This window comes from Streptomyces sp. NPDC052036 (assembly GCF_040680495.1).
Classification (GTDB): Bacteria; Actinomycetota; Actinomycetes; order Streptomycetales; family Streptomycetaceae; genus Streptomyces.
The window spans coordinates 87,504-105,972 of sequence record NZ_JBFAWW010000018.1; the positions used below are offsets into that span (position 1 = coordinate 87,504).

An 18,469-nucleotide genomic window follows, 5' to 3' on the forward strand; every position below is an offset into this window, starting at 1 on the left:
TGCAGCGCCCGCGCTCCCCTTGAGCCCGCCGGCTCCCGAACCCTACGGTCCCTGTGTCGGTCCGGAACACGCGCAAGCCGCTCCGTACCGGATCCCGACCGTGTGCCCGAGTGGTTCAGGGACTCGCCTGCAAAGCGAGTTACGCGGGTTCGATTCCCGCCACGGTCTCTAGTCGTACTCGGTCACGAGGTGTACTCGGTCACGGCGTCGTGCTTCGTGTCGAGCGTCTTCTCCCGGTGGACCAGCCAGACCGTGAACGCCAGCGTGGAGACGTCCGCGTTCAGGGGGTGCAGGGTCGCGTCGGGCTCGCTCCAGCACAGCACCTCCCCGGTGGCGCCGTCGACGACCAGGCTCGTGTCCTTTGGCAGACGACCGAGGCGTATCAGGCGGTCCGCATCCTCGGGGAGCCGGTCCGCGGGGGTGCCGTCCTCCTGTGCGCAGTACTCGGCCAGGGTCGGCAGGGGCACGTCCGTGTCCAGCTCGTACCAGTAGCCGTGCTCCGGCAGGCCCGTCTCGCTCAGGAAGCGGCGGGTCGGCTCGTGCGTGAGCGTGCCGGGGAAGTCGACGTCCTCGAAGCGCACGATCGCGGCCGAGCCGAACTCCTCCTCCAGGAGACGCGGCGGAAGGCCCAGCCGGAGCCCCGCGCCGGGCCGGGCGATCCGGGCCAGCGGGCGGATCAGCGCGGCCGTCCGCCAGTAGGAAGCGGGATCCTCCCCGGCGGTCTCGGCCCACACCGGAGTCAGCGCCTGCGGACCGTGTCCGCGCGGGGCGTACCGGCCGCGGGGCCCGGTGAGTTCGTCCGTCGCCGCCGCGAATCGCAGCAGCGCCTCCAGGGAGGGGGCGAGCGGGGAGAGATCCATCGGGCCGGGGCGACCCGGGAAGGCACGCGTCGTGGCGACCCGGCCCGTGGCGCCGTCGAGCAGCAGGCGCTCCAGGTCGCGGTCGAGGGTGCGCAGCGACCCCATGACCAGCTGGTCGCGCAGCTCCGCGGCCAGCCTCTCCGCGTCGTCGACCAGCTCGGCGACCCGGCACAGCGCGGGCTGTCCGCGCAGGGCTCCGGTCAGCGGGTGCCGCGTCCCCGTGTGCGTCACACACGGATCCAGGTCCGCCTCGGTCAGCGTGATCACGCCACCGGCTTCGGTCGTGCTCATTGCTTCCCCCGCGTGTGTCGTGCCCAGAGCGTCCGCGGACAGGACACATGCTCCCGCCAGGCGGCTCTCCCCCAACGCGAAGAACCCTACGCCGCCCCACTGACAACGCCCGGGACGCGGGAAATCGCCAGGTCAGGAGGACGTCAGGTCAGGAGGACGCCGACCGGGGCGGCCTCCGTCGTTCACTGAGCCGTCACCACCGCCGCCTGCGGCCGGATCGGCAGCCGGTTGACCGGGCGGCCCGTCGCCGCGCGCACCGCGGCGGCGATCGCCGCCGGGGACGTCACCACGGGCACCGCGCTGACCGACTTGGCGCCGAACGGCGCGACCACGTCGCGTTCCTCGACCAGCTTGACGATCCGGATGTCGGGGGCGTCCAGGGCCGTGGGAAGGGAGTAGCCCGTCAGGTCGGGGTGGCGGATCAGGCCGCGGGCCGTGCGCAGGTTCTCGGTGAGCGCGATACCCACGCCCTGGGTGACCCCGGCCTCCACGCGCGCGGCGAGCTGCGCCGGGTTCAGCACCCGGCCCACGTCCTGGGCGAGGGCCAGTTCCACCACCCGTACCGAACCGATCTCGATGTCCACGTCCACCACGGCGCGGATCGCGCAGAACGCGAGCCCCACGAAGGCGTCGCCCTGGCCCGTCTCGTCCAGCGGCTCCGTCGGGTGCGGGCGGCACTGCGCCGTGGCCCACAGCTCCTTGCCGTCCATCGCCTCGGTGACCGTGGTCGACAGCACGCCGTCGTACGAGGTGATCTTGCCGTCGGCGATCTGGAGCAGTTCGGTGGACATGCCGAACTTGTGCGCCAGGGGTTGCAGCAACTGGGTGCGGACCATCTTGGCGGCACGTTCCACCGCTCCGCCCGACACCCAGGTGTGGCGGCCGCGGCAGCCGGCTCCGGCGGGCGGCTGGTCCGTGTCGACCGGGGCCACGTGGACCTCGTCGATCCCCAGGGTCTCCTGGACGATCTGCCGGGCCAGTGTGGTGAAGCCCTGACCGGTCTCGACGGCCGAGCACAGCACGGTCGCGACGCCGTCGTGGACCTTCACCGTCGCCGTGGCCACCTCGTCGGCGCCCTCCACGCCGAGCATGTGCACCATGCCGAGGCCGTAGCCGACACCGCGGCGCACCGCGCCGGGTTCGCCCGCGCCCTCGGGGCCGCCCGGCAGCAGCCAGTCCTCCTCGGGGGTGTCCTTGGGGAGCGTCGGCAGCGGGTGGTCCCGTACCGCCTCCAGCAGTTCGGCCACCGGTGCCGGGCAGGTCACGGTCTGGCCCGTCGGCAGGGCGTCGCCCGTCGCCATGACGTTGCGCAGCCGCAGCTCCGCCGGGTCGGCGCCGAGCTTCTTGGCGAGCTTGTCCATCTGCGCCTCGTAGGCCGCGCACACCTGCATCGCGCCCTCGCCGCGCACATGGCCCGACGGCGGGTTGTTGGTGCGTACGGCCCAGCCCTCGATGAAGGCGTTCGGGACGACGTAGGGGCCGCAGGCGAAGGACACGGCGGCGGCCAGCACCTCCGAGGAGGTGTCCGCGTAGGCGCCCGCGTCCAGAAGGATCTGCGCCTCGACCTTCACGAGCCTGCCCTCGGCGTCCGCGTGGTGACGGTAGCGCAGGAGGGTGGGATGGCGGTGGGAGTGGCCGAGGAACGACTCCTCGCGGGTCGCGGCCAGCTTCACCGGGCAGCCGGTTCTCAGGGCGAGCAGGCCGAGCGGGAGCTGGAAGCTCTGGTCCTCGCGGTCGGCGGTGGCGCCGGGCACCCCGGTGACCACGACCTTCACCCGCTCCGGCTCCAGACCGTAGACCGCCGCGGCCCGGTCGCGGTCGGCGTGCGGGTCGGTGGAGGCGATGTACAGCTCGACCCCGCCGTCGGGCCGGGGGACCGCGAGACCGGCCTCCGCGCCGATCGGGGCGGGGTCCTGGCGGCCGATGCGGTACAGGCCCTCCACGACGACCTCGCCCATCGCGTCCGGGTCTCCGTGGCGCAGCGGGATGTGCCGGATGAGGTTGCCGTCGGGGTGCAGCGGCTCCGCCTCGAAGGCCTGCTCCGGGTCGGTGACCGGGTCGAGCACCTCGTACTCGACGATGACCGCGGCGGCGGCCATGCGCGCGGTATCGGGGTGGTCGGCGGCGACGGCCGCGATGGGTTCCCCGTGGTGGCGTACGACCTCGGAGGCGAACACCGGGCGGTCGGCCGCGCCCCGGCCGTGGAAGGCGCTGCCGGGCACGTCCTCGTGCGTGACGACGGCCCGCACGCCGGGCATCTCGCGCGCGTGGCTGACGTCGATGGACAGGATGCGCGCGTGCGGGTGCGGCGAGCGCAGTACGGCCGCCCACAGCAGGCCCTCGGCCCACAGGTCGGCCGCGTACGGGAAGGTGCCCTCGGTCTTGGCACGGGCGTCGGCCGACGGCAGCGAGGCGCCCAGGCCGTGCGGCAGCGGCTCGGGGGCGGGTGCGGGTGCGGGTGCGGCCGCCGCGGTGGTCGCGGTGGCGGCTTCGTTGCTCACGCCTGGCCTCCGTCCTGGCCGTACGGGTGGTCGTGCAGGCCCGCGCCGTCGAACGCGGAGGGATGGACGCCGCCCGCCCCGGGGCCGGCCTGGTGCGGAATGCGGGGCTCGTCGGCGTCCGGTGCCGAGTCGGCCTCGGCGTGCGCCCGGCGCTCGGCGACGACCTCCCCGACGGCCTCCAGGACGCCCCGGTAGCCGGAGCAGCGGCACAGATTGCCGCACAGGGCCTGGCGGGCCTCCAGTTCGGTCGGCGCGGGGTTGCCCTCCAGCAGGTCGTGCACGGTCATCGCCATGCCCGGGATGCAGAAGCCGCACTGCACGGCCCCGCACCGGGCGAGCGCCCGCTGCACGTCCGAGGGCTGTCCGTCGGCGGCGAGGCCCTCGACCGTGCGGACCTCGCTGCCCGCGGCGGTGACGGCGGGCACCAGGCAGGAGGCGACGAGCCGTCCGTCGACCTGGACGTTGCAGGCGCCGCACTCGCCCTGCGAGCAGCCGTCCTTGGCGCCGGCGAGACCGAGCCGCTCGCGCAGCACGTACAGCAGCGACTCCCCGATCCATGCGTCGGTGACGGGCCGGTCGGAGCCGTTCACCCGCAGGACGTACGAGACGAGGGGGTGTTCGTCGTGCGGGGCCGACGGCGGCTCGGGGTCCTGTTCCCCGGCCTCGGCCGCCGGGGCCGCTCCGGGTCCGGCGGCGGGGTCCTCGGCCGGTACGGCGTCCGCGGCGGGGGCCGCGTCCTCGTCGGCGGGCGCCTGCGGCTCCTGGGCGGCCTCAAAGGCCCGGGGGGCGCCACCGGTCCTCGCGTCCTCGTACGGCCCGCCGGAGGGCTCTCCAGGGCCCTCGCCGGGCGTCTGCGCGGCCGGTCCGGCCGGCTCGTCGGGTCCTGTGTGCGTCCTGTCGGACCAGGGGTGCCCGGCCGTGCCTGTCGCCCAGGGGGCGGCCGCACCGCCCGGGAGCGTCGCGGGCGGGGTGCCGCCCCACTGCTCGACCAGAGCCGACGTGCTGAACTCGCCCGACTCGTCCGGCAGATCGCCGCCCGCCACCGGGATCGACCACTCACCGGTGACGTCGTGCCCGGGCGCGGGGTGCTCCCGGGCGGCCGCGGTCTCCTCGAAGGTCCACTGCCCGGTGCCTCCCGGATGGTGCGGGAACCCGTCTCCCGTGCCGTGCGGGGCGTTCTGGTTCGGGTCGGGCCAGTGGGCGCCCTCCGCGGGCGCGGCCCAGGTCCCCGGGGCCGCCTGGTCGGTGCCCTCGGCGGCGGCCGGGTCGAACGTCGGCGGCACATAGCCGTGGCCCGGCGCGGCCAGCGGACTGTGAGCGGCGAGGAGGGCGTCGATACCTCCCTCGGGGAGCTGGACGAAGGCGGTGGCCCCGTCGTCGTAGTCCCCTTGTGGCAGTCGCTCCCAGGAACCGTGGGTGCCCCCCTGCGGGGTCTCCTCCGGGTGCCGGTCGTCGGTCACGACAGTGCCCTCCCCAGTGCTCGTCGGGCCAGCGCGGCCACGGTGCGCCGCAGGTGCAGTACGGCGGGCGGAAGCTGCTGCGCGGTGCCGTCCTCCGCCGGGGCCGGATCGGGGATGCAGGCCGCGGCGACGTACTCCCCGAAGGCGGCGAGCGCCTCCGGGACGATCGCGCGGTTGTTGTCCCAGTCGATGAGCTGGGCGACCCAGTGCTCGGCGTCCAGGGGGCGCAGCGGCACGGGCGCTATGGCGCCCACGGCGCAGCGCACACCGCGCCGGGCCGGGTCGAGGACGAGCGCCACCGAGGCGACGGCCCGCCCGGGACCGGTGCGCCCGGTCGCCTTCAGGAAGACCTGGGGGGCGTGCAGCAGCGGTACGCGCACGTAGCCGATGAGTTCGCCCGCGCGCAGCGGCTCCACTCCGGCGAGCAGATGCGAGACCGGGATCTCGCGGCGGGCTCCCCCGGGGCCCGCGATGATCAGCGTGGCCTCCAGGGCGGCCAGTACCGGGAGCGCGTCTCCCGTGGGGGCGGCCGAGGCGATGTTGCCGCCCAGGGTGCCCGCGTTGCGGATGTGCGGTGGCCCGGCGGCGCGCGAGGCCGCAGCGAGGGCGGGGATGAGGGCCGCGAAGTCGGGGCGGCCCATGCGCGCGTGGGTGAGGCCGGCGCCGAGCAGCGCGTGGCCGTCCTGGTACTGCCAGCCGCGGATCTCGCTGATCCGGCCGAGACCGACCAGCGCGGCGGGCCGCAGCTGGCCGGAGTTCACCGCGGCCATCAGATCGGTGCCACCCGCCACGGGGACGGCGGCCGGCATGGCGGCAAGGGCCGCCACGGCCTCGTCCAGCGAGGCGGGCAGCGTCACGGCCTGCGCCGCCTGCGGTGCGTGCGTGGTCAAACCGGCTGCCCCTTCCCGCTGCCCCACCTGGTCCCACCTGTGTTGCCGTACGGTACGTGCTGACAGGCCGGACGTGGCAACTCTGGCACATCTTTCCCGGCCCCCGACGCGGGGGTCCGCTAGGAGGCATTCGCCCCTTCCACCAGGGAGATGACCCGTTTTGCCATGACATCCCCGATGAGTGTGGATCGCCGTTCTCCGGCGGCCCTGGTGCGACTTCTCCCACGCGGGGTCACGTTTCCAGGACATCCGGCGCCCGTGCCGCCCCTCCGCGACGGCCTCACACGTTCGGGGGCGCACCCTCGATCGGGCGTCCGAGCACCCCGGGTCGCCGCTGCCACGGCCGGGGCCCCGCGGGCGGCCGATACGCGACCCCCAGGGCGTCAAGCCGGCCGTAGTGGACGGCCATCCGCCGCTCGAAGTCCCCGAAGTCGCGCTCCGCGGGCGCGGGCAGATCGCTCCAGGCGACCTCGGCGAAGGCCGCGAGCCTCGGGAACATCTGGTAGTCCACTCGCGCCTGATCCTCCATCACCTCGGTCCAGACGTTGGCCTGGGTGCCGAGCACATGGCGCGCCTGGTCCTCGGTGAGCTGCGGCGGAACCGGCTCGAATCGGTAGACGTCCTCCAGGGTGCGCACATACCCGATGGGCACCGGCTCGTCCGGGCCGCCGTCCTGACGGTGGTCCAGGTACACCTGCTGCTCCGGGCACATCACGACGTCATGGCCGGCCCGTGCGGCCGTCATGCCGCCCGCGTAGCCGCGCCAGGAGGACACGGCGGCACCCTCCGCGAGGCCGCCCTGAAGGATCTCGTCCCAGCCGATGAGCCGGCGGCCACGGGCGGTCAGCCAGGTGTCGAAGTGCCGGATGAACCACGCCTGCAGTCCGTCCTCGCCGTCGAGCCCGAGTTCCTTGATGCGCGCCTGGGCGGCCGGGGAGCGCCGCCACTGGTCCTTGGGGCACTCGTCGCCGCCGATGTGAACGAACGTCGAGGGAAACAGTTCCAGAACTTCCTCGAACACTCCTTCGTAGAACCGCAGAGTGGTGTCGGTGGGGGCGAGTACGTTGGCCGAGACACCCCAGTCGTCCCAGACCGAGAGGGAGGCCGTGTCGATGACGTCCGTGTTGCCCAGTTCGGGATACGCGGCGACGGCCGCCTGGCTGTGCCCGGGTATGTCGATCTCGGGGACGACGGTGATGTGCCGCGCGGCCGCGTACGCGACGATCTCGCGGATGTCGTCCTGCGTGTAGAAGCCGCCGTGCGGCTTCTCCTCCCACAGCGGCGAAGCCCGGTGGCCGAACCGTGTACGCGACCGCCAGGAGCCCACCTCGGTGAGCCTCGGGTGGCGCTTGATCTCCAACCGCCAGCCCTGGTCGTCGGTGAGATGCAGATGCAGGACGTTCAGCTTGTGGGCGGCCATCAGATCCAGACAGCGCAGCACGCCGTCCTTGGGCGTGAAATGCCGGGCCACGTCGAGCAGGAGGCCGCGCCAGGCGAACCGGGGCGCGTCCTCGACGACCACCCCGGGCACGTCCCACTCACGGCGTGACGGGTCGAGCCGCGCCCGCCGGAAGGCCTCCGGCCCCAGCAACTGGCGGAAGGTCTGCGCTCCCCAGAAGACGCCGGCCGCGCTGCCGCCGTCGAGACGGATGGCGTAGCCGTCGATGACGATGCGGTACGCCTCGGGCTCCATCCCCGGGTCGATGCGCAGCACGATGCCGTTGTCCGCGCTTCCCTCCCGGAAGGGCAGCCCGGTGGCCGCGCCCAGGACGTCGCGCATCCAGTGTGCGACGCGCTCGGTGCCGGGCTCCGCGCACAGCACCGTCTCCTCGTCGAGCACGAACAGCCCCCGTGGGGGCACCCACCAGCCCTTGCGCGGTGCCGGGATCAGATCCTCGAAGCCCATCGCGTCCAGCCCCTCCCGTTCCTGCGGCCTTCACGGAACCCCGGGCATCCACACCGTCCGGGTGAGAGAAGCCTGATCGACGAGGCGGCGTGATCGGAAGCGGGACGACGGACAGCGCGACGACGGAAGCGGGACGACGGCCAGCGGGGCGACGGCCATCCGTTGCGCCGAAGCCGATGCGGACCGGCGCCCGCCCACGCCTGCGCCGGGGCGCGGTCCTGCGTGCGGACACGGTCCCGCGTGCGGACAGGAGGATCCCCGTCCGGGGCACGGACGCGGGCACGGACATGAAGATCCCCGGGGCGCGCCGTCACACGCCCCGGGGGCCCTGCGGTCGTCGTCGGACGAGCAGCCGGCCGGCTACTTCTTGTCGCCGCCGCCCTTGCCCTCGTCGCCGCCGCTGCCCATGGACTCGTAGATCTCCTTGCACATGGGGCAGACCGGGTACTTCTTGGGGTCGCGGCCCGGTACCCACACCTTGCCGCACAGCGCCACGACGGGCGTGCCGTCGAGGGCGCTCGCCATGATCTTGTCCTTCTGGACATAGTGGGCGAAGCGCTCGTGGTCACCGTCGCCGTGCGACACCTGCGGCGTCGGCTCTACGAGGGTCCCCGTACCGGTACCGCGCTCGGGCTCGAGAGTGCTCATACGGCAAGGGTACTGAAGCCCGCACGCATCAGTTGAGCGTAGGGTCGTCCGGATAGGTGGCCACCATTGCCAGCTCGCTGCGCTGCCGTCGCAGCACCTCTCGCCACAGTCGCTCCGGCGCCGGGGAGGACACATCGCCGGGCTCCGACTCCACGACGTACCAGGCCCCTTCGACCAGCTCGTCCTCCAGCTGGCCCGGCCCCCAGCCCGCGTACCCCGCGAAGATCCGCAGCGAGCCGAGCGCCTTGGCCAGCAGTTCGGGCGGGGCCTCCAGGTCGACCAGGCCGATCGCGCCGTGCACCCGCCGCCAGCCGAGTGGGGCCCGCTCCCCGGAGGCGCCGCCCGGGATGACCGCGACGCCGAGCGCCGAGTCCAGCGACACGGGTCCGCCCTGGAAGACGACCCCGGGCTCCCCCGCCAGATCCGCCCAGCCCTCCAGGATGTCGCCCACGTCCACGGGCGTGGGCCGGTTGAGGACCACACCGAGCGAGCCCTCCTCGTCGTGGTCGAGGAGGAGCACCACAGCGCGGTCGAAGTTCGGGTCCGCCAGGGCGGGCGTGGCCACGAGCAGCCGCCCTGTGAGCGAGGACACCTCGGTCATGCCAGACATGATCCCGCATCTTGCCCGGGGATGGGGAGGCAATCCGGGTACGCGGGTGAATGCGGCACCAGCTCACGGATGCGGCCCCGGCGCACGCCCGGCGGTCACCCCGTGCGTCCGCTCACACACGGCTCGTGTTGTGGCGAACCTATGACGCGGCTGGGAGGTACTCGGGCTTACTGAAGGGGGGTGTACGGCCATTACTCTTACGACTTCGGCCCCTGCCCCACCCCACGGAACGCGAGATCCATGACCGTCAACGACGATGTCCTCCTTGTCCACGGCGGCACCCCGCTGGAGGGCGAAATCCGTGTCCGCGGTGCGAAGAACCTCGTACCGAAGGCCATGGTCGCCGCTCTCCTGGGCAGTGCGCCGAGCAGGCTACGCAATGTCCCCGACATCCGCGATGTGCGCGTGGTGCGCGGGCTGCTGCAACTGCACGGCGTGACGGTGCGTCCGGGCGAGGAACCGGGTGAGCTGGTGCTCGACCCGACCCACGTCGAGAGCGCGAACGTCGCTGACATCGATGCCCACGCGGGCTCGTCGCGCATCCCGATCCTCTTCTGCGGCCCGCTGCTGCACCGGCTGGGCCACGCCTTCATCCCCGGCCTCGGCGGCTGTGACATCGGCGGCCGTCCTATCGACTTCCACTTCGACGTGCTGCGGCAGTTCGGCGCCACCATCGAGAAGCGCGCGGACGGCCAGTACCTGGAGGCACCCAAGGGGCTGCGCGGCACCAAGATCCGGCTGCCGTACCCGTCCGTCGGCGCCACCGAGCAGGTGCTGCTGACGGCGGTGCTCGCCGAGGGCGTCACCGAGCTGTCCAACGCGGCCGTCGAACCGGAGATCGAGGACCTCATCTGCGTGCTGCAGAAGATGGGCGCGATCATCGCGATGGACACCGACCGCACGATCCGTATCACCGGTGTGGACAAGCTGGGCGGCTACGCCCACCGCGCCCTCCCGGACCGTCTGGAGGCCGCGTCCTGGGCGTCGGCGGCACTGGCGACCGAGGGCAACATCTACGTCCACGGCGCGCAGCAGCGGTCGATGATGACGTTCCTGAACACCTACCGGAAGGTGGGCGGCGCCTTCGAGATCGACGACGAGGGCATCCGCTTCTGGCACCCCGGCGGCCAGCTGAAGTCCATCGCGCTGGAGACGGACGTGCACCCGGGCTTCCAGACGGACTGGCAGCAGCCGCTGGTGGTCGCGCTGACGCAGGCCACGGGCCTGTCGATCATCCACGAGACGGTCTACGAGTCCCGCCTCGGCTTCACCTCCGCGCTCAACCAGATGGGCGCGCACATCCAGCTCTACCGCGAGTGCCTCGGCGGCTCCGTCTGCCGCTTCGGACAGCGCAACTTCCTGCACTCCGCGGTGGTTTCGGGCCCGACGCGGCTCCAGGGCGCCGACCTGGTCATCCCCGACCTGCGCGGCGGCTTCTCGTACCTGATCGCGGCCCTGGCGGCCCAGGGCACGTCCCGGGTCCACGGCATCGACCTGATCAACCGCGGCTACGAGAACTTCATGGAGAAGCTCACCGAGCTGGGCGCGAAGGTCGAGCTGCCGGGCAAGGCCCTGGCCTGACGGCCTTGCCCGCGCTCCTGCGGGAGACCGGGGGCCCGCAGGCACCTGCGCGTCACACAGACGCATCCGCACAGGCGCGAGGGGCGATCACCCGCATCGGGTGACCGCCCCTTGGGCCTTGCTGGGCCCGTACGCCGTCTCAGAAGGCGTCACCGGGCCGAGAGCGCCGTCCCTTCCGGGTACGGCCTCGTACGCCGTCCCGTGGCGTACGGCGGCAAGATCACTTGCCCTTCGCGGCTTCCTTGAGCTTGGAGCCCGCCGAGACCTTCACGCTGTAGCCGGCCGGGATCTGGATGGGGTCGCCGGTCTGCGGGTTGCGCGCGGTGCGAGCGGCACGGTGGGTGCGCTCGAAGGTCAGGAAGCCAGGGATGGTGACCTTCTCGTCGCCCTTGGCAACGACCTCGCCGACGGTCTCGGCGAACGCGGCCAGCACGGCGTCGGCGTCCTTGCGGGTCACCTCGGCGCGGTCGGCCAGCGCGGCCACCAGCTCACTGCGGTTCATGTTGTTACTCCCGTGTTCTTCTTGCCGTTGAGGCGTGCCACGCGGCGGAGCCGCATGATGGGCACAGCGAAGTCGATGCTGCCAGGGTCCTCGGTGAGTCCCCGGACCCGGGTCCTTCCTTCGTCAGACCCTCGCGCCCGAAGACGCATCCTGCCCCCACCTGCGGCGGGAAAGCCAATCCGGCACCCGTAGGAGTCGCGAGAACACCCTTGGGAGTCACACGAAAAGCGCCACCGTCCCGGCGTGGTGACGTTCGGTTCACTCCGGGCAACGCTTCGCAGGGCTTTGGGGGGCCTGAGCCTGGCCGCCACCTTAGGGGGCGGCCAGGGCCCGTGCCTTCAACGACGCGCCGTACGCGGGCACCGTGGCGATGGTCACAGCCACCGCACCGCCCGCGCCCGGTCCGACGGCCGGCGGTCGGGCCCTCCGGCCGCCCGCCGACCCGTCAGCGGGGCGCGCCTACGCGCCCGTCGCCGACTCTCCCGCCGCCTTGACGGCGTCCCGCACCGCTCCGGCGACGGCGCCCGCGACCTTGTCGTTGAACACGCTCGGAATGATGTAGTTCGGGTTCAGCTCGTCCTCGGTGACCACGTCCGCGAGGGCGGTCGCGGCGGCCAGCATCATGTCCGTGTTGACCGTGCGGGACTGTGCGTCCAGCAGGCCGCGGAAGACGCCGGGGAAGACCAGGACGTTGTTGATCTGGTTGGGGAAGTCGGAGCGGCCCGTGGCCACAACTGCCGCTGTCTGACGGGCGATTGCGGGGTCGACCTCGGGGTCGGGGTTCGCGAGCGCGAACACGATGGCGCCCTCGGCCATGGCCGCCACGTCCTCGCCGTCGAGGACGTTCGGCGCGGAGACGCCGATGAAGACGTCGGCGCCGCGGACGGCTTCCTTGAGGGTGCCGGTGAGTCCCTCGTGGTTGGTGTTGTCGGCGATCCAGCGCAGCGGCGAGTCCGGGGCGGCGTCGACCAGGTCCTCGCGGCCGGCGTGCACCACACCGTGGATGTCGGCGACGACGGCGCTCTTCAGACCCGCCGCGAGCAGCAGCTTGAGGATGGCCGTACCGGCCGCGCCGGCGCCCGACATCACGACGCGCACGTGCTCGATCGCCTTGCCCACCACGCGAAGTGCGTTGGTCAGCGCGGCGAGCACGACGATCGCGGTGCCGTGCTGGTCGTCGTGGAAGACGGGGATGTCGAGGGCCTCGCGCAGCCGGGCCTCGATCTCGAAGCAGCGGGGCGCGGAGATGTCCTCCAGGTTGATGCCGGCGAAGCCGGGGGCGATCGCCTTGACGATCTCCACGATCGCGTCGGTGTCCTGGGTGTCGAGGCAGATCGGCCAGGCGTCGATGCCCGCGAACCGCTTGAAGAGGGCCGCCTTGCCCTCCATGACGGGCAGCGCGGCCTTGGGGCCGATGTTGCCGAGGCCCAGCACGGCCGACCCGTCCGTCACGACCGCAACGGAGTTGCGCTTGATGGTGAGACGGCGGGCGTCCTCGGGGTTCTCCGCGATCGCCATGCACACGCGGGCCACGCCCGGCGTGTAGATCATGGAGAGGTCGTCACGGTTGCGGATGGGGTGCTTCGACGCCATCTCGATCTTGCCGCCGAGGTGCATGAGGAACGTACGGTCGGAGACCTTGCCGAGGGTCACGCCCTCGATGCCGCGCAGCTTCCCGACGATCTCCTCGGCGTGGGAGGTCGAGGTGGCGGCGATCGTCACGTCGATACGGAGCTTCTCGTGGCCGGACGCGGTGACGTCGAGGCCGGTGACCGAGCCTCCGGAGGACTCCACGGCGGTGGTGAGCTGCGAAACTGCGGTTCCGCTCGCGGGCACCTCCAGCCGGATCGTCATCGAGTAGGAGACGCTGGGCGCCGTTGCCATGGCCGACTTCCTCTGCTTTCACCGTGTCGCTGAGTTGTGCCGTCCGATCGTCGCACCTACCCCTGAGTACGTGGTAGTCGCCCTGGATTGCGTACGTTTTGTTCCCACTGAGGGACTGAATCCGGAAAGATCTTTCCGCGATACGAGAAGTATGCGGGCAAAGAAAGAGGCCCACGCCACATCGTGACGTGGGCCTCCTCTACGTTCAGTGACACCGACCCGCCATGCTCGCCTCGCGGCAAGTGGTCGCTCGAAGCGACTAAGGTTGGGCCCGGGGGCTTGGATCGGGCCGGTGCCACTGCCAAGGCTAACAAACAGATCCCGCAAGGCCATTCCCGTACGGAGAGTTCATCTTCCGTACGAGTGGGCCGCGCTGCCGGACGGCTCACGCGCGGCCCCCGGACGGCTCAGTCGCCGCCCCCGGACGGCTCAGTCGCGGAGCAGGTCCGGCACCCCGGCCGTGTCCGGCTCGTCCCGCTCGCCCGAGACAACCGTCAGCTGCTGGGTCGCCCGGGTCAGCGCCACGTACAGCACCCGCAGGCCCGCGGGACTCTCGTCGGCGATCTCCGCGGGCGAGACGACGACCGTCGCGTCGTACTCCAGACCCTTGGCCTCCAGGCTGCCGAGCGCCACCACCCGGTCGCCGAGACCGTCCAGCCAGCGGGCCGCCTCCTCGCGCCGGTTCATGGCGACGACCACGCCGACCGTGCCGTCGACGAGGCCCAGCAGGCGCGCCGCCTCCGCGCGGACGGTCTCCGCCAGGGAGTCGCGGACGACGGCGAAGCGCGGTTCGACGCCCGTGGAGCGCACCGCCGACGGCGCCTGTGAGCCCGGCATCGCCAGCGCGAGCACCTTGGACGCCAGATCGGCGATCTCCGCCGGGTTGCGGTAGTTGACCGTGAGCGTGAAGCGGCGGCGGGGCCGGGTGCCCAGGGCCTCGTCCCGGGCCTCGGCCGCCTCGTCCGGGTCGGACCAGGACGACTGGGCCGGGTCGCCGACCACGGTCCAGGTGGCGTGCCGGCCGCGCCGCCCGACCATCCGCCACTGCATCGGCGTCAGGTCCTGCGCCTCGTCGACGATCACGTGCGCGTACTCGGTCCGCTCCCGGGCGAGCCGCTCGGCCCGCTCACGCTGGGACTCCTCGCGGACCGGCATCAGCTCCTCCAGCCCGGTCAGCTGGTCGAGCGGGTCCAGCTCGCGCTTCTTCTTGGGGCGGGCCGGCAGACCCAGGATCGCCTGCAGCTCGTCCAGCATCGCCACGTCGTGCACGGACAGCCCGTCCCGCTTGAGGGAGCGCGCGACCCTGCGCACCTCGCCGGGGTTGAGGATGCGGCGGGCCCAGCGCCCCAGCCGCCTCTCGTCGGCCATCGCGTCCAGCACGGCCCGGGGGGTCAGCTCGGGCCACCAGGCGTCCAGGAACTCCAGGAAGGAGTCTTCGAGGGAGACGTCCTCGTCGAAGGAGGCGCGCAGCTCGGCGGCCAGTTCGGGGTCGGCGTGCCGGGTCCCGGAGCCCGACTGTGCGTACAGGGCGTCCAGCAGCAGCTTGCGGGCGCGCGGCCGGAGCAGGTTCACCGGGGCGGTGCCGCTGAGGGCGTTGTGCCGGATCCGCTCCAGCTCCTCGGCCTCCAGCTCAAGACGGCGGCCGAAGGCGACGACACGGAGCCGGGTCGGCACGCCGTTGCGTTCCAGGGCCCCGCGAGCGGCCTTCCTGAGCACCCTGAGCATGCGGTGCGAGCCCTTGGCACGGGCCACGGACGGGGAGTCGTACAGCGTGGCCGCCACGCCGTCTACCAGGGAGCCGATGGCCCGGATGGCGACCTGGCCCTCCTCGCCGAGCGAGGGCAGCACGCCCTCGGTGTACGCGACCAGCAGCGGGGTGGGCGAGACGATCAGGATGCCGCCCGCGTACCTGCGCCGGTCCTGGTAGAGCAGGTACGCGGCCCGGTGCAGGGCGACGGCCGTCTTGCCGGTGCCGGGGCCGCCCTCGACGTAGGTCACGGAGGCGGCGGGAGCACGGATGACCAGGTCCTGCTCGGCCTGGATGGACGCCACGATGTCCCGCATGGTGTGGGTGCGGGCCTGGCCGAGGGCCGCCATCAGGGCGCCGTCGCCGATCACCGGCAGCTCATGGCCGTCGAGGGTCGCCTTCAGCTCGGGGCGCATCAGGTCGTCCTCGACGCCGAGCACCCGGCGGCCCTTGGAGCGGATGACCCGGCGGCGCACGACCCGCCCGGGGTCGACCGGGGTGGACCGGTAGAAGGGGGCGGCGGCCGGTGCCCGCCAGTCGATGACCAGGGGCGCGTACTCCTCGTCGAGGACGCCGATCCGGCCGATGTGCAGGGTCTCGGCGATATCGGCGGTGTTGTCGGGGCGCACCGCGCCCTCGGCGGGCTCGACGGCCGTGTACGCGCCGTCCGGTCCCTTCTTGCCGTCCCTGCCGAGCAGCAGGTCGATCCGGCCGAAGAGGAAGTCCTCGAACTCGTTGTTGAGCCGGTTGAGGTGGATGCCCGCCCGGAACACCTGCGCGTCCCGCTCGGCCAGCGCGCCGGGCGTGCCGACATGGCCGCGCTGGGCGGCGTCGTTCATCAGGAACTCCGCCTCGTGGATCTTCTCCTCAAGACGCCGGTACACCCGGTCCAGGTGTTCCTGTTCGGCGTTGATCTCCCGGTCGCGGAGCGAGTCGTGCGCGGACTTGCCGGCCGGACCGAGCGCCGTTTCCTGTTGAACCTGAGCGGCCACCGGGCCCCCTTCTGACGTGCTGGGCAGCCGTCCACCGTACGCGAAAGGGGCCCGAAGAGGCTACGGACCTACTACGGACCCCTTGCGCACGTCAGCCCGCGGCGTGCTCGACCGTACGCCGCGGGAGATGCTCAGGCAGATGTGCGAACGCCTACGCGTTCACCTCCACCAGCCGCTTTCCGTCGAACGTCATGACCTCGAAGTGGTCGATCTGGTTCGGCGTGAAGGCGGCACCACCGTGCACGTACAGCGGTTTCATCGCCTCCTGGGACTTGGCGTTCATGATGCCGTAGCCCCGCTCGGGGACGGACCAGGACGTGACCGTCTCGCGCTCGCCGTTCTTGCCGACCGCGATCAGGGAGCACTTGAGCGGCCCCTTGACGTTCTTCAGCTGAAGCACGGCGTGGGTGCCCCAGTCCCTGGGCTCCACCGCGACCACGGCGTTGACCTTGGTGCTCGGGTCGGTCGCCGCGTGCTTGTCCTTCATGACCTGGAAGGCCTGCTGGGCGGGGCCCATGGCCATCGGGTCCTGGGCGGTGCTGCTGCCGCCACCGTTCACCGCCATCACGGTGAGCGGGCCGCCGATGATCAGCGCGGCCGCGGCCGCCACCAGGTAGAAACCGCGGCGGCGCTTCTGGGCGCGTCGCTCGGACACCTCGTCGACCAGCCGCTCCACCAGCCGTGGACTGGGCTTCGCGGACAACGACTCCCCGATCGCGGGGCTGCCCTGACTGCCGGGCAGGTCCGCGAGTGCGGCCAGCATCGGTTCCATGCCCGCGAGCTCGTCCAGCTGCTGGGCGCACCAGTCGCAGGTGGCGAGATGGGCCTCGAAGGCCGTCGCCTCGGCGTCGTCCAGTATCCCGAGGGCGTAGGCGCCTACGGTCTCGTGGATGTCGCCCTCTCCCTGCGGACCCTGGGGACCTCTTACAGCCCCGGGGCCGCCAGTGCCGAACCCCCCGTACAGGTTGCTCATGCCGTCACCCCCCGCTCCTCCAGTGCCAGCTTCATCGACCGCAGGGCGTAGAACACCCTGGAGCGCACCGTTCCGCTGGGGATGCCGAGCGTTTCGGCCGCCTCATTGACCGTACGCCCTTTGAAGTACGTTTCGACCAGGACCTCCCTGTGTGCCGGGGTCAGGTCGTCCAGCGCGTCCGACAGTGTCATCAGCCACAACGCCTTGTCGATCTCGTCCTCCGCGGGGATGACCTCCAGCGGCGACGGGTCGACCTCCTGCGGCCGGGCCTGCCGGCTGCGGTGGCCGTCGATGACGATGCGCCGGGCGACCGTCACCAGCCAGGGGCGTACCGAACCGGTCGCTCGATTGAGCTGGCCGGCATTCTTCCAGGCACGGATGAGTGTCTCCTGCACGACATCCTCGGCTCGCTGCCGGTCGCCGGCGACCAGGCGCAGCACATAGGCGAGCAAGGGTCCTGCGTGTTCCCTGTACAGGGCGCGCATCAACTCCTCGTCCGGCTCGGTCGAAGAAGACGCCGAGGACGAGGTCATGCGATGTCGGGCCCTTGGCCTTCGTTCATCAGCCACGGCGGAATCCTTGCGCACGCCTACCTCCGGTGTCCGGGGGTTCCCCCAGTCGGTCGCTCGTATCCGGGTACGCAGACGGAGGCCTCCGTGTTCAAAGTGACAGGGGAAATTTCTTGGACGAGGTGTGAGGAGCCCTCTTTGCGGGCACCCATTTCTCCCCCAAGTGGACATACGGTCGCCGCACCCAGGAGACCCAGGTCACAGCACACGGAAGCTTCACTCTCGGACGATGTCCGTCCGCCCTGTGAAAATTTGACTTGACTTTGATGGAGGAATTGTCGAGGTCGGCCGTTTCAACGGTCACTTTCAGCCACTGTTTGCGGTGAGTCGCCCGTTTTCCACGAGTTCTGCGAATCCCCCCATTTACCTCCGAGAACCCGTTTTCGGCCCGCGCTCCTCGACCGTGCCGCTATGCCCGCTACGCCCGCGCGAGAGCGGCCCGGCGACGGTGGCGGGCCACCCGCTCCCGGTTGCCGCAGACCTCGCTGGAGCACCAACGGCGGCGCCGGCCGCGGGAGGTGTCCAGGTAGACGATGGGGCAGTGGTCCCCCTCGCACTGCCGCAGGCTCGCCCGGGCCCCGGGGTCCGTCAGCAGCTCGATCGCCTCCCGGGCCACCACGGCCAGCAGTTCCTCGGGGCCCGGCAGCGCGCGCAGCCGCCGCACCAGTAGGCCGCCCTCCGCGCGGACCGCGCACGGCACGGGCGGCGCCTGCCGCGCCACGGCGTTCACCCGTGCCAACGCCCCTTCCGCGGGCTGCCCGTCCAGTTCCCCGCGCACCAACGTGCCGAGGTGGAGCCGCAGTTCACGGAAGGCCCCGAGCCATCCCGCGTCCACCCCCGCGAGCGGGGTGCCCGCGGGCACCAGCCCGGCACCGGCGATCCAGGCCCGCAACCGCTCCACCGAGTCGAGCCGTTCCTCGGGATGCGTCGTCGTGAGCAGATCCAGACAGATCCGCCCGGAGTCGAACCGCAGCTCGTAGGGGGCCGTGGCCGTGCCCGATGCCATGTGCCTGTCACCGCCTTGGAGCCGCCGCCGCGAGCGACGGCCGGTGGGG

At 72.1% G+C, this 18,469-nt stretch carries 14 protein-coding genes and 1 tRNA gene; 2 read left to right on the plus strand and 13 right to left on the minus strand.

Annotated features, from left to right (window positions below):
• Nucleotides 1-96: 96 nt before the first annotated feature.
• Nucleotides 97-168: transfer RNA gene (locus tag AB0L95_RS24365), tRNA-Cys, on the plus strand.
• Nucleotides 169-182: 14 nt separating this feature from the next.
• Here AB0L95_RS24365 and AB0L95_RS24370 read toward each other — a convergent pair.
• The 7 genes from AB0L95_RS24370 to AB0L95_RS24400 all read right to left on the minus strand — a co-directional run bounded on the left by AB0L95_RS24370 (nt 183) and on the right by AB0L95_RS24400 (nt 9,157).
• A complete protein-coding gene (locus AB0L95_RS24370; RefSeq protein ID WP_365164412.1) occupies nt 183-1,151 on the minus strand; it encodes an SUKH-4 family immunity protein in 969 nt (322 codons plus the stop codon).
• Between the two features lie 182 nt (nt 1,152-1,333).
• A complete protein-coding gene (locus AB0L95_RS24375; RefSeq protein WP_365164413.1) occupies nt 1,334-3,652 on the minus strand; it encodes a molybdopterin cofactor-binding domain-containing protein in 2,319 nt (772 codons plus the stop codon).
• Nucleotides 3,649-5,112 (minus strand): 2Fe-2S iron-sulfur cluster-binding protein, encoded by a 1,464-nt coding sequence (locus AB0L95_RS24380; protein ID WP_365164415.1) that lies wholly within the window; start codon nt 5,110-5,112, stop codon nt 3,649-3,651. Before AB0L95_RS24380 ends, AB0L95_RS24375 begins: the two co-directional genes overlap by 4 nt.
• Nucleotides 5,109-6,002, minus strand: a complete 894-nt coding sequence (locus tag AB0L95_RS24385; protein WP_365164417.1) for an FAD binding domain-containing protein — start codon at nt 6,000-6,002, stop codon at nt 5,109-5,111. Before AB0L95_RS24385 ends, AB0L95_RS24380 begins: the two co-directional genes overlap by 4 nt.
• Before the next feature lie 280 nt (nt 6,003-6,282).
• Nucleotides 6,283-7,908 (minus strand): beta-N-acetylhexosaminidase, encoded by a 1,626-nt coding sequence (locus AB0L95_RS24390; protein ID WP_365164419.1) that lies wholly within the window; start codon nt 7,906-7,908, stop codon nt 6,283-6,285.
• Between the two features lie 360 nt (nt 7,909-8,268).
• Entirely contained in the window at nt 8,269-8,556 is a 288-nt protein-coding gene (locus AB0L95_RS24395; RefSeq protein WP_365164421.1) for a DUF3039 domain-containing protein, read from the minus strand.
• 28 nt (nt 8,557-8,584) lie between these two features.
• Nucleotides 8,585-9,157 carry a YqgE/AlgH family protein gene (locus AB0L95_RS24400; protein WP_311692304.1) on the minus strand — a complete coding sequence of 191 codons (573 nt, stop codon included), beginning with the start codon at nt 9,155-9,157 and terminating at the stop codon, nt 8,585-8,587.
• Between the two features lie 249 nt (nt 9,158-9,406).
• On the opposite strand from AB0L95_RS24400, the gene murA reads away from it, so the two are divergent.
• Entirely contained in the window at nt 9,407-10,747 is a 1,341-nt protein-coding gene (murA, locus tag AB0L95_RS24405) for a UDP-N-acetylglucosamine 1-carboxyvinyltransferase (RefSeq protein ID WP_365164424.1), read from the plus strand.
• Nucleotides 10,748-10,967: 220 nt separating this feature from the next.
• On the opposite strand, the gene AB0L95_RS24410 is transcribed toward murA, so the two are convergent.
• The 6 genes from AB0L95_RS24410 to AB0L95_RS24435 all read right to left on the minus strand — a co-directional run bounded on the left by AB0L95_RS24410 (nt 10,968) and on the right by AB0L95_RS24435 (nt 18,420).
• The gene (locus AB0L95_RS24410) at nt 10,968-11,249 is read right to left on the minus strand and encodes an HU family DNA-binding protein (protein ID WP_007498188.1); all 282 of its coding nucleotides are present in this window, start codon (nt 11,247-11,249) and stop codon (nt 10,968-10,970) included.
• Nucleotides 11,250-11,708: 459 nt separating this feature from the next.
• Complete coding sequence (locus tag AB0L95_RS24415; RefSeq protein WP_365164427.1) at nt 11,709-13,133, minus strand: NAD-dependent malic enzyme; 1,425 nt, start codon at nt 13,131-13,133, stop codon at nt 11,709-11,711.
• Between the two features lie 429 nt (nt 13,134-13,562).
• Nucleotides 13,563-15,872: a UvrD-helicase domain-containing protein gene (locus AB0L95_RS24420; protein WP_365164429.1), complete on the minus strand. Its 2,310-nt coding sequence runs from the start codon at nt 15,870-15,872 to the stop codon at nt 13,563-13,565.
• 151 nt (nt 15,873-16,023) lie between these two features.
• Nucleotides 16,024-16,845 (minus strand): zf-HC2 domain-containing protein, encoded by an 822-nt coding sequence (locus AB0L95_RS24425; RefSeq protein ID WP_365164431.1) that lies wholly within the window; start codon nt 16,843-16,845, stop codon nt 16,024-16,026.
• Nucleotides 16,842-17,378: a sigma-70 family RNA polymerase sigma factor gene (locus AB0L95_RS24430; protein ID WP_234517176.1), complete on the minus strand. Its 537-nt coding sequence runs from the start codon at nt 17,376-17,378 to the stop codon at nt 16,842-16,844. The genes AB0L95_RS24425 and AB0L95_RS24430 overlap by 4 nt, the downstream gene beginning before the upstream one ends.
• Nucleotides 17,379-17,832: 454 nt before the next feature.
• Nucleotides 17,833-18,420 carry an ABATE domain-containing protein gene (locus tag AB0L95_RS24435; RefSeq protein WP_365164434.1) on the minus strand — a complete coding sequence of 196 codons (588 nt, stop codon included), beginning with the start codon at nt 18,418-18,420 and terminating at the stop codon, nt 17,833-17,835.
• Between the last annotated feature and the right edge of the window lie 49 nt (nt 18,421-18,469).